This window comes from Lysobacter sp. GCM10012299 (assembly GCF_042649405.1).
Lineage (GTDB): Bacteria > Pseudomonadota > Gammaproteobacteria > Xanthomonadales > Xanthomonadaceae > Lysobacter_J.
Genome location: NZ_JBHRZC010000003.1, coordinates 673,393 through 693,777, shown reverse-complemented (window position 1 = coordinate 693,777; position 20,385 = coordinate 673,393). Strand labels below are relative to the sequence as shown.

Annotated in this window: 20 protein-coding genes; 12 read left to right on the top strand and 8 right to left on the bottom strand. The window is 68.5% G+C overall.

The window, feature by feature from the left end:
• Nucleotides 1–29: 29 nt before the first annotated feature.
• From ACFOPO_RS11080 to ACFOPO_RS11070, 3 genes are all read right to left on the bottom strand, one after another.
• Nucleotides 30–764 (bottom strand): 2OG-Fe(II) oxygenase, encoded by a 735-nt coding sequence (locus tag ACFOPO_RS11080; RefSeq protein WP_386703247.1) that lies wholly within the window; start codon nt 762–764, stop codon nt 30–32.
• Nucleotides 765–847: 83 nt separating this feature from the next.
• A complete protein-coding gene (locus ACFOPO_RS11075; RefSeq protein ID WP_386703246.1) occupies nt 848–2,263 on the bottom strand; it encodes a sigma 54-interacting transcriptional regulator in 1,416 nt (471 codons plus the stop codon).
• Nucleotides 2,264–2,548: 285 nt separating this feature from the next.
• Nucleotides 2,549–3,607 (bottom strand): class 1 fructose-bisphosphatase, encoded by a 1,059-nt coding sequence (locus ACFOPO_RS11070; RefSeq protein WP_386703245.1) that lies wholly within the window; start codon nt 3,605–3,607, stop codon nt 2,549–2,551.
• Between the two features lie 164 nt (nt 3,608–3,771).
• On the opposite strand from ACFOPO_RS11070, the gene ACFOPO_RS11065 reads away from it, so the two are divergent.
• Nucleotides 3,772–5,187, top strand: a complete 1,416-nt coding sequence (locus ACFOPO_RS11065; RefSeq protein ID WP_386703244.1) for an NIPSNAP family protein — start codon at nt 3,772–3,774, stop codon at nt 5,185–5,187.
• A 76-nt stretch (nt 5,188–5,263) separates the two neighbouring features.
• A complete protein-coding gene (locus ACFOPO_RS11060) occupies nt 5,264–5,947 on the top strand; it encodes a helix-turn-helix transcriptional regulator (protein ID WP_386703243.1) in 684 nt (227 codons plus the stop codon).
• An 88-nt stretch (nt 5,948–6,035) separates the two neighbouring features.
• Here ACFOPO_RS11060 and ACFOPO_RS11055 read toward each other — a convergent pair whose 3' ends face one another.
• Nucleotides 6,036–7,547, bottom strand: coding sequence for an acetyl-CoA hydrolase/transferase family protein (locus ACFOPO_RS11055; RefSeq protein ID WP_386703242.1), 1,512 nt, complete (start codon nt 7,545–7,547; stop codon nt 6,036–6,038).
• Between the two features lie 116 nt (nt 7,548–7,663).
• Between ACFOPO_RS11055 and crcB the strand changes: the two genes are divergently transcribed.
• The 5 genes from crcB (at nt 7,664) to ACFOPO_RS11030 (ending at nt 12,146) form a co-directional block, all read left to right on the top strand.
• Nucleotides 7,664–8,053 carry a fluoride efflux transporter CrcB gene (crcB, locus tag ACFOPO_RS11050; protein WP_386703241.1) on the top strand — a complete coding sequence of 130 codons (390 nt, stop codon included), beginning with the start codon at nt 7,664–7,666 and terminating at the stop codon, nt 8,051–8,053.
• Nucleotides 8,054–8,171: 118 nt separating this feature from the next.
• Nucleotides 8,172–9,425 (top strand): sensor histidine kinase, encoded by a 1,254-nt coding sequence (locus tag ACFOPO_RS11045; RefSeq protein ID WP_386703240.1) that lies wholly within the window; start codon nt 8,172–8,174, stop codon nt 9,423–9,425.
• A 10-nt stretch (nt 9,426–9,435) separates the two neighbouring features.
• Nucleotides 9,436–10,197, top strand: a complete 762-nt coding sequence (locus ACFOPO_RS11040) for a LytR/AlgR family response regulator transcription factor (RefSeq protein WP_386703316.1) — start codon at nt 9,436–9,438, stop codon at nt 10,195–10,197.
• A gap of 82 nt (nt 10,198–10,279) precedes the next feature.
• Nucleotides 10,280–10,621, top strand: a complete 342-nt coding sequence (locus ACFOPO_RS11035) for a hypothetical protein (protein ID WP_386703239.1) — start codon at nt 10,280–10,282, stop codon at nt 10,619–10,621.
• A gap of 121 nt (nt 10,622–10,742) precedes the next feature.
• Nucleotides 10,743–12,146, top strand: a complete 1,404-nt coding sequence (locus ACFOPO_RS11030) for an FAD/NAD(P)-binding protein (protein ID WP_386703238.1) — start codon at nt 10,743–10,745, stop codon at nt 12,144–12,146.
• Between the two features lie 130 nt (nt 12,147–12,276).
• Here ACFOPO_RS11030 and phhA read toward each other — a convergent pair whose 3' ends face one another.
• Entirely contained in the window at nt 12,277–13,170 is an 894-nt protein-coding gene (gene phhA / locus ACFOPO_RS11025) for a phenylalanine 4-monooxygenase (protein WP_386703237.1), read from the bottom strand.
• A gap of 122 nt (nt 13,171–13,292) precedes the next feature.
• Between phhA and ACFOPO_RS11020 the strand changes: the two genes are divergently transcribed.
• On the top strand, nt 13,293–13,769 hold the full coding sequence (locus ACFOPO_RS11020; RefSeq protein ID WP_386703236.1) for an Lrp/AsnC family transcriptional regulator: 477 nt from the start codon (nt 13,293–13,295) through the stop codon (nt 13,767–13,769).
• Here the strand turns inward: ACFOPO_RS11020 and ACFOPO_RS11015 are convergent.
• Nucleotides 13,766–14,386 carry a glutathione S-transferase family protein gene (locus ACFOPO_RS11015; RefSeq protein ID WP_386703235.1) on the bottom strand — a complete coding sequence of 207 codons (621 nt, stop codon included), beginning with the start codon at nt 14,384–14,386 and terminating at the stop codon, nt 13,766–13,768. The genes ACFOPO_RS11020 and ACFOPO_RS11015 overlap by 4 nt on opposite strands.
• 132 nt (nt 14,387–14,518) lie before the next feature.
• Here ACFOPO_RS11015 and ACFOPO_RS11010 point away from each other — a divergent pair, with 132 nt between their 5' ends.
• Nucleotides 14,519–14,989: an Lrp/AsnC family transcriptional regulator gene (locus ACFOPO_RS11010; RefSeq protein WP_386703234.1), complete on the top strand. Its 471-nt coding sequence runs from the start codon at nt 14,519–14,521 to the stop codon at nt 14,987–14,989.
• A 30-nt stretch (nt 14,990–15,019) separates the two neighbouring features.
• A complete protein-coding gene (locus tag ACFOPO_RS11005; RefSeq protein ID WP_386703233.1) occupies nt 15,020–16,069 on the top strand; it encodes a pyridoxal-phosphate dependent enzyme in 1,050 nt (349 codons plus the stop codon).
• A 101-nt stretch (nt 16,070–16,170) separates the two neighbouring features.
• Here the strand turns inward: ACFOPO_RS11005 and fabR are convergent, their stop codons facing one another.
• A complete protein-coding gene (fabR, locus tag ACFOPO_RS11000; protein WP_386703315.1) occupies nt 16,171–16,797 on the bottom strand; it encodes an HTH-type transcriptional repressor FabR in 627 nt (208 codons plus the stop codon).
• Between the two features lie 128 nt (nt 16,798–16,925).
• Here fabR and ACFOPO_RS10995 point away from each other — a divergent pair, with 128 nt between their 5' ends.
• Nucleotides 16,926–18,044, top strand: coding sequence for a ferredoxin reductase (locus ACFOPO_RS10995; protein ID WP_386703232.1), 1,119 nt, complete (start codon nt 16,926–16,928; stop codon nt 18,042–18,044).
• Nucleotides 18,045–18,052: 8 nt separating this feature from the next.
• Nucleotides 18,053–19,201, top strand: coding sequence for a fatty acid desaturase family protein (locus ACFOPO_RS10990; RefSeq protein ID WP_386703231.1), 1,149 nt, complete (start codon nt 18,053–18,055; stop codon nt 19,199–19,201).
• 72 nt (nt 19,202–19,273) lie between these two features.
• Here the strand turns inward: ACFOPO_RS10990 and ACFOPO_RS10985 are convergent, their stop codons facing one another.
• Nucleotides 19,274–20,332 carry a patatin-like phospholipase family protein gene (locus ACFOPO_RS10985; RefSeq protein WP_386703230.1) on the bottom strand — a complete coding sequence of 353 codons (1,059 nt, stop codon included), beginning with the start codon at nt 20,330–20,332 and terminating at the stop codon, nt 19,274–19,276.
• Between the last annotated feature and the right edge of the window lie 53 nt (nt 20,333–20,385).

Genomic DNA, 20,385 nt, shown 5'->3' with positions numbered 1-20,385 from the left:
CGCCACGCCAGCGATCATCTTCCGGCGCCTCATCCGGCGCCGAACAGCTGCTCGGCGCGCTGGAACAACACCCAGCTGGTCGCAATGAACTTGTCGTCGCCCTTGGGCCGGTTGCCGCGATGGGTGTGCGTGAACGCAGCCGGTGCGATCAGCAGGCTGCCCGTTCGCGGCACGATCTTGCGCTGCTGGTAGAGGAACTCGGTCTCGCCTTCCTCGAAGCCGTCGTTGAGGTAGATGGTCCACAGCAGGTGCCGGTGCAGCGTTTCCGCACGCGGGTCGCGCGGGTACAGCTCGCAGTGCCAGTAGGGATAGCCGCCGCGGTTGGCGCTGTAGCGTTGCAGGTTGATCGAGCCCGGCCGCAGCACGGTGCGGATCACCGGCGCCAGGTCTTCGTCGTCCATCACCGCCATGCGTTCCGGGGTGAGGCGATGGCTCTTGCCGTCGTCGCCCGGGGTTTCCAGCATCAGCGGTGCGATCAGCGTGTGCGGGTAACGGCGCAGGTAGGCAATCACGCCGCGGAACACCGCCAGGTTCAGCGTCGTCTCGACATCGCGCCATTCCTCGCGCCCGCTGATGGTGAGGTCGCGGCTGTCCTTGAGGTCGGGCATCACGCCGCCACCGACGCGTCCGGGCACCGTGTCGCCGCTGGCGCTGAAGCGCTCCACCAGGCTGGCGCACTGGGCGGGCGTCAGGACGTCCGGATAGACCTCGATGAAGTCGTTGTCCTGGGCGGTGAGAGCGCGGGCTGCGGGTGGGCTGGACATGCGGAAGGCAGGGGATCCGGCGGCAGCGGCCATCCTCGCATGCCGCCGGCCCGCCGTCTAAGGCGCTCGGCAACGCGATCCCATCAAGCAACGCTGATCGTGTTCGGCGACTCGGGGTCGCTCGCGCGCAGGCCGTGGCGCTGCATGAGCCGGTACAGGGTCACCCGCGACACACCCAGCTCGCGCGCGACGTCGACCAACCGGCCGCGGTTGCGATGCAGCGAATGCTCGATGGCATTGCGCGTGGCCGCATCGCGGACTTCGTCGAGTGTCGGCGGTGGTGTCGCCAGTGCGTTCTCGATGTGCAGGTCGGCCGCGGTGATCAGGCGACCCTCGGCCATCACCACGGCCTGGCGGACGCGGTTGATCAGCTCGCGCACGTTGCCCGGCCAGCCATGGCTGTGCAGCGCCTGGCGCGCACACGGGGCGAAACCCTTGAGCGTGCGATGGCCTTCCTGCGAATAGCGCTGCAGTGCGTACTCGGCGATGCGGTCGATGTCGCTGCCGCGCTCGCGCAGCGGCGGCTGCTGCAGGCGCAGGACGCACAGGCGGTGGTAGAGGTCGGCGCGGAAGCGGCCGTCGGCGACGGCGAGGTCGAGGTCATGGTGGGTGGCGGAAATGATGCGCACGTCGATCGGGATCTGCTCGTGGCCGCCCAGTCGTTCGATGCTGCCTTGCTGCAGGAAGCGCAGCAGTGAAGCCTGGCTCTCCAGCGGCAGGTCGCCGATCTCGTCGAGGAACAGGGTGCCGCCGTTGGCCATCTCGATGCGGCCGAGCTTGCGCTGCTGCGCGCCGGTGAACGCACCGCGCTCGTAACCGAACAGTTCCGACTGGATCAGGCTGTGCGGAATCGCACCGCAGTTGATCGCCACGAACGGATGCGCATGCCGGCGCGAATGCCGGTGCACGGCCATCGCCGCCAGTTCCTTGCCGGTGCCGGTCTCGCCGGCGATGAACACCGGCGCCTCGGTCAACGCCGCCTTGCGCAGCGTGCGGCACAGCGTGCGCATGGCGCCGCTCTCGCCGATCATGCCGTCGAACCCGGCCTCGCTGGTGACGTCGCCGCCTTCGCAGGCGAGGCTGGCCATGCCGTGGGCGTGGCCGATCACGGTGTTCATCACCGCTTCCGGGCATGGCAGCGTCAGGTAGTCGTAGCAGTAGTCGCGGATGAGCTTGCGCACCGGCTCTTCGTCGAGCTGGCGCGCATCGATGCCGGCCACCCAGCCGACGTTGGCCGCCGACAACGCGCCGCCGAACTCGGCCAGGTCCTGTTGCGTGAAGCCTTCGCGCAGGTCGAGCAGCGCCGCATGCGGCTGCCGCGTATCGCGCTGCAGGATGCGCAACACGCTGCGCGCATCGGGCGCGCGACGCAGGTTCCAGCCCATCTGCTGGAGGCCGCCCAGGGCAAGCACGCGACCGGCGCCGCCGCGGGTGACGTAGATGAGTTCACGCGCGCCGGGGGCGCCCGACAATGCTTCCTGCGTTCCTTCGATCGCCATCTCCGTCTCCGTCTCCCGACAGGACCTGCTGGCGCATTTCGAACATTCCGGGTTGGGCCGTTGGGTGGCAACCCGGAGGGCCGGCCCGAAATGCATTAACAGGCCCTGCCGTGGCTGCAGAATGCTGCCACTACACATGGATACGCAGTGTTATTTACGGCAGGGATGACGATGAACGGTCAAAAGGAATACGAAAAACCACGCGTTTTCCCGGCACGAATCGCGCCAACGCGGTTCAACTTCGTGAGTGCGGCGCGCGAGGGCGCCGCACTCGCATTCAGCGCGTCACGCGTGCTTCGACGCGCCCTGCTCGTCGTGCTCGCGGTGATAACGCACGGCGGCTTCGACTTCGCTCTTTGAACCGAGGAACACCGGCACGCGCTGGTGCAGGCCCGTCGGCTGCACTTCGAGCATGCGCTGGCGACCGGTGCTGGCGGCGCCACCGGCCTGCTCGACCAGCAGGCTCATCGGGTTGGCTTCGTACATCAGGCGCAGCTTGCCGCCCTTCGCCGCGCACTTGCTGTCGAGCGGATAGCTGAAGATGCCGCCGCGGGTGAGGATGCGGTGCACGTCGGCGACCATGGACGCGACCCAGCGCATGTTGAAGTCCTTGCCGCGCGGGCCTTCCTTGCCGCTGAGCAGGTCGCCGACGTAGTGCTGCATCGGCGCTTCCCAGAAGCGCTGGTTGGACATGTTGACCGCGAACTCCTTCGTCTCCTCGGGAATGCGCATGCCGCGCGTGGTCATCACGAAACTGCCCACTTCACGGTCGAGGGTGAAGGCGTGCGTGCCGTGGCCGATCGTCAGCACCAGCATCGTGCTCGGCCCGTAGGTGCAGTAGCCGGCCGCGACCTGGGCGGTGCCGGGCTGCAGGAAGTGCTCGTCCTGCGCCTGGGTGACGCCTTCGGGGCAGCGCAGCACCGAGAAGATGGTGCCGACGGAAATGTTGACGTCGATGTTGGAGCTGCCGTCGAGGGGATCGAACAGCAGCAGGTAGTTGCCGCGCGGGTAGACGTCGGGAATCGGCTGCGAGGTGTCCATCTCCTCCGAGGCCAGGCCGGCGAGATGCCCGCCCCAGGCGTTGGCTTCGAGCAGGATCTCGTTGGACAGCACGTCGAGCTTCTTCTGCGCCTCGCCCTGGATGTTGATGCTGGCCTCGCCGGCAGCGCCCGCGTCGCCGAGGACGCCGCCGAGCGCGCCCTTGCCGACCGCGATCGAGATCGTCTTGCAGGCACGGGCAACCACTTCGATCAGCAGGCGGGCATCGGCGTTGATGCGGCCGGCGCGCTGCTCTTCGATCAGGTAGCGGGTCAGGGAGATGGATTGCGGCGTTGGAGTCGACATGGGCACGGCGGGAAGCGGCAACGGGACCGCCATTGTCGCCGATGCGGCAGTCGCGGTGGGCCGTCCGGCCGGCCCGGAACGTCGCACGGCTGCTGACAGGAGGCTGGCAGCAGCACCGTCGCACTGTGTGACGGTGCGATCGGCACGTCGGCGGGAGCGCCGCAATGGGCATTGGCAATGCAACCGGCAGGACGGCCGGCAACCTGCGTCAGAACCGGCTCGGCACCGGTACCGTCGACCGCTATCGCCGCCTGCTGCTGCAGCTGGCCGCCAGCGCTCAGGCGCTGGTGATGCTGCCGCTGCGCGCGGGGACCCGCAGCGCGACGGCCACCGCGCCCGCCATGAGCACGGGGCACGTCGCCGACGGACGCCACGACTTCGACTTCCTCCACGGCCAGTGGCAGATCCGCAACGAGCGCCTGAAACAGCGCCTGGCCGGGTCCACGGAGTGGGAAATCTTCGGCGCCAGCCAGTGGTGCCAGCCGCTGCTGGGCGGGCTGGGCAATGTCGACGATTTCGTCAGTGACTGGCATCGCCCGGGCGTCGGCGAGCGCTTCATCGGCATGACCCTGCGGCTGTTCAGCCCGGAATCGCGGCAATGGAGCCTCTACTGGGCCGGCAACCACGACGGCCGCCTGGAGTCGCCGATGGTCGGGCACTTCGACAACGGCACCGGCACGTTCCATGGCCACGGCGAGCACGAGGGGCAGCCGGTGCAGGTCCGCTTCCGCTGGAGCCAGGTCAGTGCCAACACCGCGCACTGGCAGCAGGCGTTCTCGCAGGACCAGGGCGAAACCTGGGAAACCAACTGGCACATGTGGTTCCGCCGCAGCGACGAGGAAGGTCGGCTGCTGCACGACGATGGCGTGATCGAACTGCGCCAGTACACGCTGCGGCCCGGTCGTCGCGACGACCTGGTCGAACTGTTCGAACGCGAGTTCATCGAGCCGCAGGAAGCGGTGGGCATGCACGTGATCGGCCAGTTCCGCGATCTCGACGATGACAACCGTTTTGTCTGGATGCGCGGGTTCGCCGACATGCCGGTACGCGCCGAGGCCTTGAACGGCTTCTATGGCGGGCCGACATGGGCACGCCATCGCGACGAAGCCAACGCCACGATGATCGACAGCGACGACGTGCTGTTGCTGCGTCCGCTGCGGACCGACAGCGCGCTTGCACGCAGTGGCGCGCGTCCGGCGCAGGGCGCGGCGGACGCTGCGAAGGGCCTGGTCGAAGCCGGCATCTGTTACCTCGATGAAGCGGCCGACAGCGGATTCGCCCAACGCTTCGAACAGCAGCTGGCACCTCGCCTGCTCGCCGCCGGCGCCGAGCTGATCGGCGTGTATGTCACCGAGTCGGCGCCCAACACCTTTCCGCGCCTGCCAGTGCGCGAAGGCGAGCAGGTGCTGGTGTGGTTCGCGCGCTTCGCCGATGTCGACGCCCACCATCGCTACGAGTCGGCCCTACTGGCCGACGGCCTGTGGAACACGGCGGTCGCGCAGGCCCTGCTCGATGGCCTGAGGCAACCGCCGCAGCGGCTGCGGCTGGCGCCAACACCGCGCTCGGAGTTGCGTATATGAGACGCGCGGTCGCAAAACCGCCGGTGGTATCGCTAACCGGCGTTGAGCCTGACGCGACGGCGGGCGATCATGCCGCATGCGCCGCGCCGACCGCCTCTTCCTTCTGATCCATGCCCTGCGTGGACGCCGTTCCGCACTCACCGCACAACGACTGGCCGAGACACTCGCCGTGTCGTTGCGCACGGTCTACCGCGACGTTGCCGACCTGCAACGTTCCGGCGTGCCGATCGAAGGTGAGGCCGGCGTCGGCTACATGCTGCGCAAGGGCTCGGACATCCCGCCGCTGATGTTCACGGCCGACGAGCTCGAAGCGCTGGTGGTCGGCACGCGGTTCGTCCGCGCCTTCGGCGGCGTGCGGCTGGGACGCGAAGCCGCCGCGGCGTTGCTGAAGATCGAGGCGGTGTTGCCACCGGAACTGCGCGAGCGCAGCGAACGCACGCGCATCTTCGCGCCCGAAGTCGACCGTCTGGAGAACAGCGGGCTGATCGACGATCTGCATGCCGCAGTGACCAGTGCGCAGGTATTGCGCCTGCGCTATCGCGACAACGATGCGCGCGCCAGTGAGCGCGAGATCGAGCCGCTGTGCCTGGCGTTCTGGGGGGGCAGCTGGACGCTGGGGGCGTGGTGCCGCCTGCGCGCGGACTTCCGCAACTTCCGGCCGGACCGGATCGTGGAGTACTCGCCCACGGGCGAGACGTTTGTCGAGAGTCGCGAGCGTGGATTGGCGGCGTACCTCCGCGCGGCGAATCCGGTGAAGTAAGCAAGCCGTCATTCCCGCGCAGGCGGGAATCCATGGACGTTCCGACGAAGTCAAGGCAAATGGATCCCGGCGTTCGCCGGGATGACGGTCAAACCCGCATGTCGCCCGTATCGATGAAGCGCTGGTGCCACGACAGCGCCTCGGTCAGCAGGTGCGGCGTGTGCTTGCCGTAACTGTCGCGTCTCGCGCGGTCGAAGTAGTCCTGCAGCATCGGCCGGTAGGACGGGTGCGCGCAGGCATCGATCACGCGCTGCGCGCGCTGCTTCGGCGCCAGGCCGCGCAGGTCGGCCAGGCCCTGTTCGGTGACCACGACCATGACGTCGTGCTCGGTGTGGTCGACGTGGCTGGCCATCGGCACGATCGACGAGATGCGCCCGCCCTTGGCCGTGCTCGGAGACATGAACACCGACAGATAGGCGTTGCGCGCGAAATCGCCGCTGCCGCCGATGCCGTTCATGATCCGCGTGCCGGCGACGTGGGTGGAGTTGATGTTGCCGTAGAGGTCGGCCTCGATCATGCCGTTCATGGCGATGCAACCCAGGCGCCGCACCAGCTCGGGATGGTTGGAGATCTCCTGCGTGCGCAGCACGATCCGCTCGCGGTAGTGATCGAGGTGGGCGAGGAACTCGTCGATGCCGGCCGGGCTCAGCGAGAATGACGTTGCCGACGCCATCCGCACCACGCCGCTCTTGAGCAGCTCCAGCATGCCGTCCTGGATCACCTCGGTGAACGCGGTGAGGTCGCGGTAGCCGGCCTGGGCGAGGCCGGTCAGCACCGCATTGGCGATGTTGCCGACGCCCGACTGGAGTGGCAGCAGCTGCGGGGTGAGGCGGCCACGGCGAACCTCGTGCGCGTAGAAGTCGAGCAGGTGCGCGGCGATCTGCTTCGAATCGGCGTCGGGCGGGGTGAACGGCGAATTGCGGTCCGGTGCGTCGGTCTCGACGATGGCGATGATCTTGTCCGGGTCGCAGCGCAGGTACGGCTCGCCGATGCGGTCATCGGGATGCAGCAACGGAATGGGTTTGCGGTTCGGCGGCAGCGCGGTGCCGTAGTAGACATCGTGCATGCCCTCCAAGGCCGCCGGCTGCCAGCGGTTGACCTCGAGGATCACTTTGTCGGCCTGGTCGAGCCAGGTCTTGTTGTTACCCACCGACGACGACGGCACCAGGCGGCCGTCCTCGGTGATCGCGGTGACCTCGATCACGGCGACATCGACCGCACCATAGAATCCGAACCACGTGTACTGGGCGACATGGCTGAGGTGCAGGTCGATGTAGTCGAGCTCACCAGCGTTGATGCGTTCGCGCAGGGCCGGGTCTGACTGGTACGGCAGGCGCAGTTCGATGCCTTCTGCACGGGCGAGTACGCCGTCGAGTTCGGGCGCGGTCGAGGCACCGGTCAATACCTTGATGCGAAAGGCTTCGCCGGCGTCGTGCGCCTGTTCGATCTGCGCCGCCAATGCCTGCGGTACGGCCTTGGGATAGCCGGCGCCGGTGAAGCCGCTCATGGCGACGGTCATGCCGGGGCGGATCAGGGCGGCGGCCCGTTCGGCGCTCATGCGCCGGTCGCACAGGCCGGGGTGGCGGATGCGGTCGCTCATGGTGAAGGCGCGGTGCGGGGGAAAAACCAGTCTAGTCCGCGGCCGTGGCGCCGATGTGTTGACGCTGCCGGCCCGGTCCGCCGTACCCTTGCCACGCAGACACCCTGGAGTTCGGCATGCTCAATTCACTGCTGGCCATCGCGCTTGGCGCCACGCTCGGTTCGTGGGCACGCTGGGGGCTCTCGGTCTGGCTGAACCCGGTGCACGGCAGCGTGCCGCTGGGCACGCTCGCCGCCAACCTCGGCGGTGGCTACCTGATCGGCCTGGCGGTGGCGTGGTTCGGCGCCAGCCAGGGCGTGGCACCGGAATGGCGCCTGTTCGTGATCACCGGCCTGCTCGGCGGCCTGACCACCTTCTCGACGTTCTCCGCCGAAACCGTGCAGCTGCTGCAGCGCGAAGCCTACGGCTGGGCGCTGGTGACCATCGCGCTGCACCTGCTGGGGTCGCTGGCGATGACCGTGCTGGGGATCATGACCATGCGCTGGCTGCGTGGCGCCGTGATGTAGGCAAGCCAGCAGGCGTTTCGTCGCGCCATGGCCGGTTCCGTCGCAACCTGGCCCCTGCCCGCGCACGCCGCCCGTATGCTCTGCCGCACTGAATCCCGACACGGTCCCACCACGCCGCATGGTCACCAACTTCACCTTCATCGCCCGCCTTGTCGCCGCCTGGTTCCTGGCGTTCCTGGTGCTGGCGATGCTGATCGACGCGACCCCGCTCGGGCGCTTCGATGGCTGGCCCGTCTCGTTCCTGTTCTTCGTCACCATCGGCTTCGTGATCATCGAAGCGGTCTCGCACCTGCGGCGGGTGCGGCTGATCGCAGGCCAGGTCGACGCAACCACGCTGGCCAACCGCCAGCGCCGGCAGATCGAGATTCCGTTCGAGGCCGGTGAAGCCTTCGACCTGCTCGATGCGGCGATCCGCGAACTGCCGCGCACGGAAGACATCGAAAGCGCCCGCGACAGCCTGCAGATCCGCGCCAAGGTAAAGCGCCTGCAGCCCTATGGCGATTCGCCCTCGCGCTACATCAACCCGCTGGAGCTGCTGGGCATTCCGCGCAACCAGATTTCCGCGACGGTGACGCCGGGCCGCGGCACCGGCAGCGTGACGCTGATTTGCGAGCCGGAAAGCGGCGCCTGGAGCGACTGGTTCCGCGTCGACGACGGCACCAACCTCGAGAACGCCGAAGCCATCACCCGCGCCGTGGCGCGCCGCATCGCCGAGCGTCGCCGCAGCGAACAGGCGGCCGCGGCGCAGACGGTGACCGAGAAGGAGCTGACCGTGGCCAAGCTGAGCCTGCTGCACGCACAGGTCGAACCGCACTTCCTCTACAACACGCTCGCCAGTGCGCAGTACCTGACCCGCACCGACCCGGCCCGCGCCGACGAGATGCTCGGGCATCTGATCCTGTACCTGCGCCATTCGCTTCCGCGCACCGACGAAGCACTGTCGACGCTGGGCGTGGAGCTGGAGCGCTCGCGCGCCTACCTGGAGATCCTCAAGCTGCGCATGGGCCCGCGCCTGGCGCTGCAGATCGACGTGCCCGAAGACCTGCGCGCGACGCCGCTTCCGCCGATGATGCTGCAGACGCTGGTCGAGAACGCGATCAAGCACGGCCTGGAACCCAAGCCCGGTGGCGGCACGGTGTGGATCATCGCGCGCAGCAACGACCGCATCGTTTCGGTGACCGTGGCCGACGACGGCGGCGGCTTCAACGCCGAAAGCACCGGCACCGGCATCGGCCTGAGGAACGTGCGTGAACGCCTGCGCCTGGTCTACGGCAACGCGGCAACGCTGGCGATCGTGGCCAACTTCCCCACCGGCGTCGCCGCCACCATCACCGTCCCGGTCGCGGGACCGCAGGAGGCCGGCCGTGGCTGAGAACAAAGTGATGACCGCCGTGGTCGCCGAAGACGAGGAGCTGCTGCGCAACGCGCTGGTCGAGCTGCTCGGCGAGGTCTGGCCGGAGCTGAACGTGGTCGCACAGTGCGAGGACGGCGCCAGCGCGCTGGAAGCCATCGCCGAGCACCGCCCCGACGTTGCCTTCCTCGACATCCGCATGCCGGGCTTGACGGGACTGGACGTGGCCGCTGCCGCCGCACAGGCCAGCCCGGGCACGCAGGCGGTATTCGTCACCGCCTACGACCAGTACGCCATCGATGCCTTCGAGCACGGTGCCATCGATTACCTGCTCAAGCCGGTGAGCCGCGAGCGACTGGCGGCGACCGCCAAGCGCGTGCAGGCGCGCGCCGCGGCTGGCAGCGTCGATGCGGCCACGCTCGCCGAACTGGTGGCAAGCCTCGACCTGGTGCCGCGCCGCAGCGAGCCGCCGCTGACCTGGATCACCGCCAGCGCCGGCCGCGACACGCGCCTGATCATGGTCGACGACGTCGCCTACTTCCGTGCCGACAACAAGTACACGGTGGTGATGACCGCCGAAGGCGAAGCGCTGATCCGCAAGCCGATCCGCGAACTGCTGGTCGCGCTCGACCCGACCGTGTTCCGTCAGATCCACCGCTCCACCATCGTCAACCTCAAGGCGATCGCATCGATCGTGCGCGACGACAGCGGCAAGGGCGTGGTGCGCCTGCGCCAGCGTCCGGAAACTCTCACCGTCAGCCAGCCCTTCATGGCGCTGTTCAAACAGATGTAACAGCACGCCAGCCGGCGCGACCGCCGACCCATCGTCATGCAGTACCCACGCTCGCGGCCTCGTTGCCGCGGAAGGATGCCCCATGCGCAGTGTTATGGCTTTCGTCTACTTTCTCCTCAGCCTGGTTGGCCTGGCAGGCGGCACTGGCGGCGGTGGCACCACGCTCGTTGCGCGCAGCGCCGAGAACGGCGTGGACACCCTGCTCAGCAGCACGCACGTCGCCGACGGCAAGGTCCGCTTCCAATGCCTGCGCAGTGCCAGCGGCCATTGCCACTACGTGTTGTTCGCCGATCGGCGTCCTGCCGGCGCGTTCGATGTCGCGGTCGGCCAGGCGCGCGAGCGCAACGACCTCCCGGCCGATTTCAGCCTGTGCGTGAGCCACCTCGACACCGACGTGGATGCGCAGTGCCGGCCCGCCCGCTGAGCGATATGGCAATCCGTTATGTCGCGCTGAAAAAGCGTTCCGACCGGATAACCGCAGATTTACCACCGCGCCGCGCAGTCCGGTTACCAATGGACGCCCCGACAGCGACGGAGTGGATGTCATGCGGATCAGCATCATCGGTGCAGGATTCAGCGGCTGCGTACTGGCCACCGAACTGGCGCGGGCCGCGCCTGCCGGCGTCGACATCCAGCTGGTCGGCACGCCCGACAGCTACGGTCGCGGCGTTGCCTATGGCGAAGCGCGGCCCGAGCACCTGCTCAACGTCAGGGCGCGCGACCTGGGCGCCACGTCCGACCATCCCGGCGAGTTCGCCGACTGGCTGAGCCTGACCGAACGCGCGCGCCACAGTTTCCTGCCGCGCCTGGTCTACGGCGAGTACCTGCATTCACGCCTGCACGGTGCCGCGCAGGTGTCGCTGGCGGCGCTGGCGCGGGTCGAGCAGGAGGCGATCGCGATCCAGCGCGATGCCGGAGCCTTCCGCATCCATCTCGCCGACGGCGCCGATTTCCTCAGCGACGTGGTGGTGCTGACCGTGGGCGCGCTGCCGCCGCAACCGCTGGCGGGCGTCGGGCCGCGCCTGGCCGTGCATCCCAGTTACCTGGGCTGGCCCTGGCAGAACGGGCTGGACGGAACCGGTGCGATCGACAACGTTCCACCCGGCGCGCGCGTGCTGGTGATCGGCACCGGCCTGACCATGGCCGACGTGGTGACGACCTTGCACCGCCGTGGTCATCGCGGGCCGATCACCGCATTGTCGCGGCACGGCCTGTTGCCGAACGCGCACAGCGAGGATCCCATCGCGGCCATCGCGCTGCCGCCGACGGTGCTGCAGGCGCTCAACAGCCACGACCTGCGGCAACTGGTGCGGGCATTGCGCACGCTGATACCGATCGTGCCGGACTGGCGTGCGCTGATCGATGCGCTGCGGCCGTACATCCAGCGTTTCTGGCGTGGCCTGCCGGTGCCGCAGCGCGGTCAGTTCCTGCGCCACCTGCGCGCGCACTGGGAAGTGCTGCGCCACCGCCTGGCGCCGGCGCTGGCGAACGAGATCGAAGAGCTGCGCGTGCGTGGACGGCTGCGCATCCGCGCCGGGCGGATGCTGCGCGCGCGCCGTGGCGGCGACGCAATCGAGGTGCTGATTCGCGAACGCGGCTTCGCCCACGCCAGCAGCGAGCAGTTCGACGTGCTCATCCGCGCCACCGGCTTCGATACCGACCTGGAGCGCACCAGCCATCCGCTGGTGGCGCAGTTGCGCGACTCGGGGATGCTCAGTGCCGACCCGCTCGGGCTGGGGATCAATGCGTCGCCGCGCTTCGAGGCGCTCGATGGCAACGGCAGCGTGGTGCGTGGCCTCTATGCGCTCGGTCCGCTGCTGCGCGCGCAGTTGTGGGAAATCACGGCGGTACCGGAGTTGCGGGTGGCGGCGCGGACGCTGGCGAGGCAGCTGTTGGCGGCTGCGCCGGCGCGGCACGGCCATCAGGCGTGGCAGGCGGTGCAGGGCTAGAGCAGATGGGTCCCGGCTTTCGCCGGGATGACGTGAGGGAGCTTCGAGGTTGCGGGCCTGGATCCCGGCGTACGCCGGGATGACGGTGTCAGGCGGAAGGATGACGGTGTCAGGCGGAGGGACGACGGTGTCAGACGTCGCCGTCGGTCGCCCAGCCTTCGCCGGTGCCGCGGTTGAACACCGTGTCGGTGGCCAGCACGTTGCCGGCGGGGATCGACTCCTGCTGCGCCAGGCTGGCATAGATCGGCGTGAAGTCCGGCGTGGTCGCTTCCATCAACTGCTCGTAGCTGTCGATGACGAAGTAGGTCTTCTGGAAGGTGTCGATGCGGTAGCGCGTGCGCATGATCCGCTCGAGGTCGAAGCCGATGCGGTTCGGCGACGCGCTTTCCAGGCAGTGGATCGACTCGCCCTTGGACGAAACGATGCCGCTGCCGTAGATGCGCAGGCCATCGGGCTGGCGGATCAGGCCGAACTCGACCGTGTACCAGTACAGGCGGGTCAGGTTGACCAGCGCGTCCGGGCCGATTCCGTGTGCCTTCACGCCGCCGCGGCCATAGGCCTGCATGTAGTCGGCGAACACCGGGTTCATCAGCAGCGGCACGTGCCCAAACAGGTCGTGGAACAGGTCAGGCTCGGCCAGGTAGTCGAGTTGCTCGGGCTTGCGGATCCACCAGGTCACCGGGAAGCGGCGGTTGGCCAGGTGGTCGAAGAACGTCAGCTCCGGCAACAGGCCCTCGACGCCGACCAGCTCCCAGCCGGTCGCCTTGCGCAGCATGCGGTTGAGGTCTTCGAACTTCGGGATGCGGTCGGGCGTCATGCCCATCGCTTCCTGGGTGCGCAGGAACTCGTCGCTGGCGCGGCCGACGAGGACCTCGCGCTGGCGCTTGAACAGGGTCGCCCAGACGTCGTGGTCGGCCTGGCTGTAGCTCGCCCACGGCTGCTCGACCACCGACGTCGTGTACACCGGCACATAGCCCTTGTCGGTGAGCTGGTGTTCGACGCGGCTGGGGGTAGCTGAGTTCATGGGGGACTCCTTGTACTGATCACTGACTTTAGCGGCCAGACCGCGCAATAAGCTTGCGTAGTTGCGCGGGTATCCGGTTACGGCGCAATATTCTTGCGTCTTTGCCAAAGAGAGCGCACGAAATGGCCGCCGTGGAACTGGACCGGACCGACCTGCTGGTCCTTGCCGAACTGCAGCGCAGCGGCCGCCTGACCAATGCCGAGCTGGCCGAGCGCGTCCACCTGTCGGCGTCGGCCTGCCTGCGCCGGGTGCAGCGGCTGGAACGCGAGGGCGTCATCGCCGGCTACCGCGCCGAGGTCGATCCCGACCGCCTCGGCCTGGGCCTGCAGGCCTTCGTGCGTGTGCAGCTGGTGCGCCACGACAGCGAGGCGATCGCCACCTTCGTCGATTTCATCAAGGACTGGGACGAAGTGGTGGCCTGCCACGCCCTCACCGGCGACATGGACTACCTTCTGCAGATCGTCGTGCAGGACCTCGAGCATTTCTCGCGCTTCCTGCTCGATCGCCTGCTCAACCAGGCCGGCGTCGCCGACGTGAACTCCAGCTTCGTCCTGCGCACGGTGAAAGCCTTCCGCGGCATGCCCTTGCCCGCGCGCTAGTCCTGCGTGTCACCCGACAACGGCGTGGCCAGCATCGACGGCCGCGCGGCGAACGCGTCGAACCACGCGCTCAGTCGCGGCCGCCCCTCGCGAAACGATGGCAGCTGGCGGAACTCCAGCCAGTCCAACGCGCAGGCAACTGCGACGTGGCCGACATGCAGCGTATCGACATTGAGCTCGCGCTCGAGCCAGTCGTAGCTGCTCTCGAGTTTGGCGATGTAGCCGTCGCGCAGCGGCGGGTAGCGAAGGTGCTGCGGGCGCCGCACCGTTTCCCAGCGGACCGCGATGCCGGCGTCGGCCAGGCCCTGCGCAACCGCCTGCACGCGCAGCGCGTGCCAGCGCTGCTCGCCGTCGACAGGAATCAATCGCGGGCCATCGTGCCGGGTGTCGAGCCAGGCGCAGATCACGTCCGAATCGAACAGTGGCGGCAAGCCCGGCCGCAGCAGTATCGGCACCTTGCCCAGCGGGTTGCGCGCGAACACATCCTCGTTGCGTCGCGTCGGGCTGGTCTCGTGGTGCACCACCTCGATCGAGCTGGCCAGGCCGACCTCATGGGCGAACACCAGCGCCTTGCGCGCATAGGGGGAATGGGTCTGGTACAGGAGCTGCATCTGCATGGCGGCCAGGTCGGATGGTCAGGTCAGGGTTCCCGGAGCACGAATACTGGCGCCGCCAGCGCGCAGGTTCACGGCGTTATGCCCCGCCCTCACGCGCAATTCCTGCACCGCCGCCGCGATAAGCTGCGCGCCATGGAACTCGACCGCTTCGACCGACAACTCCTGAACCTGGTGCAGCAGGATTCCGGGCAGACCGCCGACAAGCTTGCCGAGCACGTCGCGCTGTCGCCGTCGGCCATCCAGCGACGCCTTCGCCGTCTGCGCGAGCAGGGCGTGATCGAACGCGAGTCGGCGATCGTCGACCCCAGGGCGGTGGGCCGCACGACGCTCTTCATCGTTTCGCTGCAGGTCGAGCGCGAGCGCCCGGACCTGCTGTCGCAGCTGCGCAAGTGGCTGGCCGCGCAGGAGCACGTGCAGCAGGCGTTCTACGTGACCGGCGAGGCCGACTTCGTCCTCGTCGTCACCGCCCCCGACGCCGAGACGTACGATGCATTGATGGGCCGGCTGGTCAGCGAGAATCCCAACGTCGCGCGCTTCACCACCAACGTGGCGATGAGCGTGGTCAAGCGCGGCCTCACCATCCCGGTGCCGCTCGAGGATTGATCACCGCAGATGGACACGCAGGATGACGACATGGACAGCACGACACACAACACCGCGGCGGATTTCGCCCTCCTGTTTCCCGACTACCGGCCGACGGACCTGGTCGAACTGCCGCGGCTGGCTGCCACCGCAGGCGTAGGCCGCGTTTTCGCCAAGCTCGAAAGCCAGCGACCGTTCGGCAACTTCAAGGTGCTCGGCGGAATGATTGCCGGATTGCGTGCACTGGCGCGCGCCAGCGGTGCCGCGTCACTGCAGGACTTGCTGTCCACGACGAGCGCGCACGCGACGGCGCTGCCGCGACTGATCTGCGCCAGCGACGGCAACCATGGCCTGTCGGTGGCGTTGGCCGCGCAGCGCGCCGGCGCCGCCGCACGCATCTACCTGCCGGCGTCGGTCGGGCCGGTGCGCGTGCAGCGCATCGCCGATCGCGGTGCGCAGATCGTCATGGTCGATGGCAGTTACGACGACGCAGTCGATGCCGCGGCGGCAGCGGCCACGGCCGGCGACGGGCTGCTCATCGCCGACACCGATCCCGATCCCGGCAACCAGATCGTCGCCGACGTCATGGCGGGCTACCGGCTGATCACTGACGAGCTTGGCGTGCAGTTGGGCGAACTGGGCGTGCGGCCCAGCCATGCCTTCGTCCAGGCCGGAGTCGGCGGCCTCGCCGCGGCCGTGGCCGACGGACTGGCGCCGCACATGGGCGGCCCGGCGCGCCTGGTCGTGGTCGAACCTGCGGCCGCCGCCTGCGTCGCCCGCGCGCTCGAAGCCGGCCAGCCGACCCTGATCGAGGGCGACCTGCACACGGTCGCCGAAATGCTCGCCTGCGGCCTGGCCTCCGCGGCCGCCCTGCCCGCCCTGCGCCGGGCCGGCGCATCGGCCGTGGCAGTCGACGAGTCCGGGCTGGTCGAAGCGGTCTACCTGCTGCGCGAGGCCGGGGGTCCGGAGTCGACGCCGTCGGGGGCTGCCGGCCTGGCCGGCCTGCTGCGGGTGGCCGGGGATCCGGCACTGGCTGCGGCCCATGGCCTGGGCAGCGACAGCGACGTGCTGGTCATGGTCACCGAGGCGGCGCTCCCGTAACCGTTCGCCCTGAGCGTAGGCGCGCAGCGCCGAAGTCGAAGGGTCGCTTATGGGGTCCTTCGACTTCGCTGCGCTACGCTCAGGACGAACGGAAGTGGCGCCTAACTTGCCGCCAACGTCCTCGATCCGGCAATGATCATCCGCACCATCATCGTCAGCTGACGAATCAGCTCCGGGTCCTTCTCCGGCGGCGAGTCCATCGCTGCCGCCCCCATCGCGAACACCAGGCGGGTGATCGCCTTGGCCACCAGCGCCGGCTCGCGCAGGGTGATGCCCTGGGCGCGGGTCAGGCGGATCAGGTCGACGCGCAGTTCTTCCTCGAAGAAATTCAGCTCGCGGTCGACCGCATGCTTGAACGCGTCCGAGCCGACCGTGCCTTCGCGCAACAGCACGTGCAGCAGCTTGTCGTCGGCGCGGACCTGCTCCATGAACGCCTCGACCGAGCTGCGCACGATGCTGCGGTCGGTCTTCGCCCGGTAACGCGCTTCGCCCACGATCTTGCGCAGGGAGCGGCCGGCCAGGTCGATCAGGGCCACGGCCAGCTCGTCGGTGTCGCGGAACTGGCGGTAGAAGCTGTTGGGCGCGATCCCGGCCTCGCGGGCGATCTCGCGCAGGCTCAGGGTGGAGACGCTGCGGTGCGGTCCGATCAGCTTCAGCGCCGCGGCCAGGATGTCCTCGCGCGAAATCGATGCCTTGCGGCCGGCTGCGTGATCGCTTTCGGCAGGCACTGCGGGGCCAGGCAGTTCAGGACGTTGGGTCACGAAGTCGGCTGGGCTGATCGAAGGTGGCATCATACGCGTGACCTATTAATGCACACATGTATACACACTTGTATGTGTGACTGTATAGTGGACCCATGAACGCTGTCCCCCGCCCCCGGCCCCCCCGAGCCGCCCGCGCGAGAAGTCCGCTGTCGCTGCTTCACCGCTGGGTCGCGCCCGATGTCTTCGACTTCTGGGCCACGCGCCTGCACCCGACCTGGACCTGGGAGCGCCCGCTGGCCCGCATCGTCGGCCGCGAAGCGCAGTCGCGCGATGCCGTGACCTTGCTGCTGCAACCCAATCGCCACTGGCGCGGCTTCCGGCCGGGCCAGCACGTCAACCTGGGCGTGGAGATCGACGGCGTGCGGATGACGCGCAGCTACAGCCTCAGCGACGCACCGCGCGCCGATGGCCGCATCGCCGTGACGGTCAAGCACATCGAGGGCGGCCGCATGAGCCGCCACCTGTGCCAGGACGCGCGCATCGGCGACGTGGTCGACCTCGGCCAGGCCTTCGGCGAGATGACGTGGCCTCAGGGCACGGAAGGCGCCTGGCTGTTCCTCGCCGGCGGCAGCGGCATCACGCCATTGATGTCGTTGCTTCGCGCGCACGCCGCGAACGGCCTGCCGACGGCACTGACCCTTCTCTACTGGGCGCGCAATCGCGACGAGCTGTGCTTCGTCGACGAACTGCGCGCGCTGGCGCAGCGCTTTCCGCAGTTCACCGTGCACTTCGTCCTGACGCGCGAGCGCGAGCTGGCCGAAGGTGAGCACAGCGGACGCATCGGCAGTGAAATGCTGTCGGCCCTGGTTCCCGACCTCGAGCAACGGGCCGTCTATGCCTGCGGTCCCGGTGGTTTCGTCGACAGCGCACGCACCCTGGTCGCGTCGAACGCACGCAGCTTCAGCGCCGAGGCATTCACGCCGCCCCCGACCAGCATCGACGCGGAGGCAGGCGGCAATGTCGAAGTCACCCTCGCCGCCAGCGGTCGCACCCTCAGCGTGCCGCGCGGGCAGTCGTTGCTGACCGCGCTGGAAGGCCAGGGCCTCAAGCTCGCCAGCGGCTGCCGCATGGGCATCTGCAACACCTGCGCCTGCGGCAAGGTCTCTGGCACCACCCGACACCTGCACACCGGCGACGCCATCGGCGAACCGGTGTCCGCGCTGAGGCTGTGCGTCAACGCCGCCGCCAGCGACCTCGTACTCGACCTGTGAGCGATCTGATGACCGCGCCGACTGCCAAGCAAAAGCATCGCAACCGCCCGCTCACCCCGGCCGAGCTCGACCGTTTCGGCGAAGAGCTCGACGCCCTGCGCGCGCGCACCGTCGCCACGCTCGGCCAGCGCGATGCCGATTACATCCGCACCATCGTCAAGGCCGTGCGCTACATGGGCGTGGCCGGACGCGTGCTGCTATTCGCAGGCGCGATCCTCGGCAGCACGCTGCTGCCGGCGCTGTTCTGGCCGGGCTGCATCGCCGGCACGCTGCTGCTGGCGCTGGCCAAGATCATGGAAAACATGGAGCTGGGCCATAACGTCATGCACGGCCAGTACGACTGGATGCGCGACCCCCATCTCGACGGCAAGACCTACGAATGGGACATCGCCGGCACCAGCGACAACTGGCGCAAGACGCACAACTACAAGCACCACACGTACACCAACGTGCGCGGCATGGACGACGACATCGGATACGGCCTGCTGCGGATCTTCCCCGAGCAGCGCTGGCGCCCGTTCTACCTGGTGCAGCCGGTCGTGGCGGTGGTGTTCGCGCTGCTGTTCGAGTGGGGCGTGGCGATACAGGACCTCAAGGTCGGCCGCTGGCTCGCCGGCAAGACCACTCACGCGCAGATGCGCAAGGCGCTGCGCCCGGTCGCGCGCAAGATGGGCCGCCAGGTGGTGAAGGATTACCTCGTGTTCCCGCTGCTGGCCGGTCCGTTCTTCCTGCCAGTGCTGCTGGGCAACGTGGTTGCCAATGTCCTGCGCAACCTGTGGACGTACATGATCATCTTCTGCGGCCACTTCACCGCGGACGCCGAGACCTTCCCGAAGGAATCAGTGCGCAACGAATCGCGTGGCCACTGGTACCTGCGCCAGCTGCGCGGCTCGTCCAACATCGCCGGTGGTCGCCTGCTCAACGTGATGTCGGGCAACCTGAGCCACCAGATCGAGCACCACTTCTACCCGGACGTGCCGGCCAACCGCTATGCACAGATGGCGATCGAAGTGCGCGAGATCTGCGCGCGCTATGGCCAGCACTACAACACCGGCTCGCTGCCGAAGCAGTTTGGCGAAGTGATCTGGCGGATCGTGCGCCACGCCTGGCCAAGCCGTCCGCGCAAGCTGGCGCCGCTGGTCAGGCAAGAGGCCTGATGGCTCCTCCCCCTGCGAGCAGGGGGAGGTCGGGAGGGGGTCGAGGCCGAAGGCCGAGTCGCCGCCGAAACCTCAGGGCGCCGAAGCCTGCGCCGCCTCGCACTTGTCGTCGCGGCCGAACAGGCTGCCAATGCGGAAGCCTTCCTTCTCGCACTCCGGATCAACCTTCACGGGGGTCGGCGCAACCGGCGCCTTCGCCGCCTGCGCGGCGATGCGCGCGCGCTGCATCTGCGCCAGCTTCTGGCGGATCTGCGGAATCATCGACAGCGCCGCGCGCTCGCCCTCCATGATCGCGTTGTTGCGCTGCTCGAAATCGGCCGGGCCGATTTCATTGACGCTCGGTCGGATGACGACATCGGCGCGCGCCAGCTCCTGCTGGCCCAGGCGCTGGCCCATGATCGTGATCGACTGGTTGATGTTGCCCAGCACGCTGCCCGGGTTCTTGCCGCTGGCCTTGCTGGAGATGTCCACGGCGATGACGAAGTCGGCGCCGAGCATGCGCGCCGCATCCACCGGCACCGGGCTGACCACGCCGCCGTCGACGTAGTGGTACTTGCCGATCACCACCGGCTCGAACACGCCGGGGATGCTGCTCGATGCACGCACCGCCTGGCCGGTGTTGCCGCGCACGAACACCGTGCGGTCACCGGTTTCCAGCTGCGTGGCGACCGCCGCGAACGGCTTGCGCATCTGCTGGATCGTCTTCTGCCCGACCTGCTGGTTGACGTAGTCCTGCAGCTTCTGGCCCTTCACCACGCCGCCGGAGAACAGGCTGTAGTCGCGGATCTGCGCCTCGTCGAGGGCGAAGGCCTGCTTCTGCATCGCGAACGCGTCCATGCCGCTGGCGTACATCGCACCGACCACGCTGCCGGCGCTGGTGCCGGACACGACCTCGGGCTGGAAGCCGTTGGCCTCGAGCATCTTGATCACGCCGATGTGGGCGAAGCCCTTGGCCGCGCCACCGCCGAGGGCGACGCCGATACGGATCTTCGGCGGCGGCGCCACCACGGGCGGCGGTGCAACCACCACCGGCGGCGGCGTCGGCTTGACCGCCTCACCACCCCCGCAGGAAGCGAGCAGGACGGTGATGGAGGCCAGCAGCAGCGGGCGCAGGGCGGTGGGCGGCTTCATGGGAACGGTTGGCTCGGCGGCTCGGGGCGATCAGCGGCGCAGCATACACGCCC

Bases quoted from the DNA above. Each gene is read 5' to 3' on its own strand.
- ACFOPO_RS11080 (WP_386703247.1), bottom strand. From the start codon at position 764: ATGTCCAGCCCACCCGCAGCCCGCGCTCTCACCGCCCAGGACAACGAC.
- ACFOPO_RS11075 (WP_386703246.1), bottom strand. From the start codon at position 2,263: ATGGCGATCGAAGGAACGCAGGAAGCATTGTCGGGCGCCCCCGGCGCG.
- ACFOPO_RS11070 (WP_386703245.1), bottom strand. From the start codon at position 3,607: ATGTCGACTCCAACGCCGCAATCCATCTCCCTGACCCGCTACCTGATC.
- ACFOPO_RS11065 (WP_386703244.1), top strand. From the start codon at position 3,772: ATGGGCATTGGCAATGCAACCGGCAGGACGGCCGGCAACCTGCGTCAG.
- ACFOPO_RS11060 (WP_386703243.1), top strand. From the start codon at position 5,264: ATGCGCCGCGCCGACCGCCTCTTCCTTCTGATCCATGCCCTGCGTGGA.
- ACFOPO_RS11055 (WP_386703242.1), bottom strand. From the start codon at position 7,547: ATGAGCGACCGCATCCGCCACCCCGGCCTGTGCGACCGGCGCATGAGC.
- crcB (WP_386703241.1), top strand. From the start codon at position 7,664: ATGCTCAATTCACTGCTGGCCATCGCGCTTGGCGCCACGCTCGGTTCG.
- ACFOPO_RS11045 (WP_386703240.1), top strand. From the start codon at position 8,172: ATGGTCACCAACTTCACCTTCATCGCCCGCCTTGTCGCCGCCTGGTTC.
- ACFOPO_RS11040 (WP_386703316.1), top strand. From the start codon at position 9,436: ATGACCGCCGTGGTCGCCGAAGACGAGGAGCTGCTGCGCAACGCGCTG.
- ACFOPO_RS11035 (WP_386703239.1), top strand. From the start codon at position 10,280: ATGCGCAGTGTTATGGCTTTCGTCTACTTTCTCCTCAGCCTGGTTGGC.
- ACFOPO_RS11030 (WP_386703238.1), top strand. From the start codon at position 10,743: ATGCGGATCAGCATCATCGGTGCAGGATTCAGCGGCTGCGTACTGGCC.
- phhA (WP_386703237.1), bottom strand. From the start codon at position 13,170: ATGAACTCAGCTACCCCCAGCCGCGTCGAACACCAGCTCACCGACAAG.
- ACFOPO_RS11020 (WP_386703236.1), top strand. From the start codon at position 13,293: ATGGCCGCCGTGGAACTGGACCGGACCGACCTGCTGGTCCTTGCCGAA.
- ACFOPO_RS11015 (WP_386703235.1), bottom strand. From the start codon at position 14,386: ATGCAGATGCAGCTCCTGTACCAGACCCATTCCCCCTATGCGCGCAAG.
- ACFOPO_RS11010 (WP_386703234.1), top strand. From the start codon at position 14,519: ATGGAACTCGACCGCTTCGACCGACAACTCCTGAACCTGGTGCAGCAG.
- ACFOPO_RS11005 (WP_386703233.1), top strand. From the start codon at position 15,020: ATGGACAGCACGACACACAACACCGCGGCGGATTTCGCCCTCCTGTTT.
- ACFOPO_RS10995 (WP_386703232.1), top strand. From the start codon at position 16,926: ATGAACGCTGTCCCCCGCCCCCGGCCCCCCCGAGCCGCCCGCGCGAGA.
- ACFOPO_RS10990 (WP_386703231.1), top strand. From the start codon at position 18,053: ATGACCGCGCCGACTGCCAAGCAAAAGCATCGCAACCGCCCGCTCACC.
- ACFOPO_RS10985 (WP_386703230.1), bottom strand. From the start codon at position 20,332: ATGAAGCCGCCCACCGCCCTGCGCCCGCTGCTGCTGGCCTCCATCACC.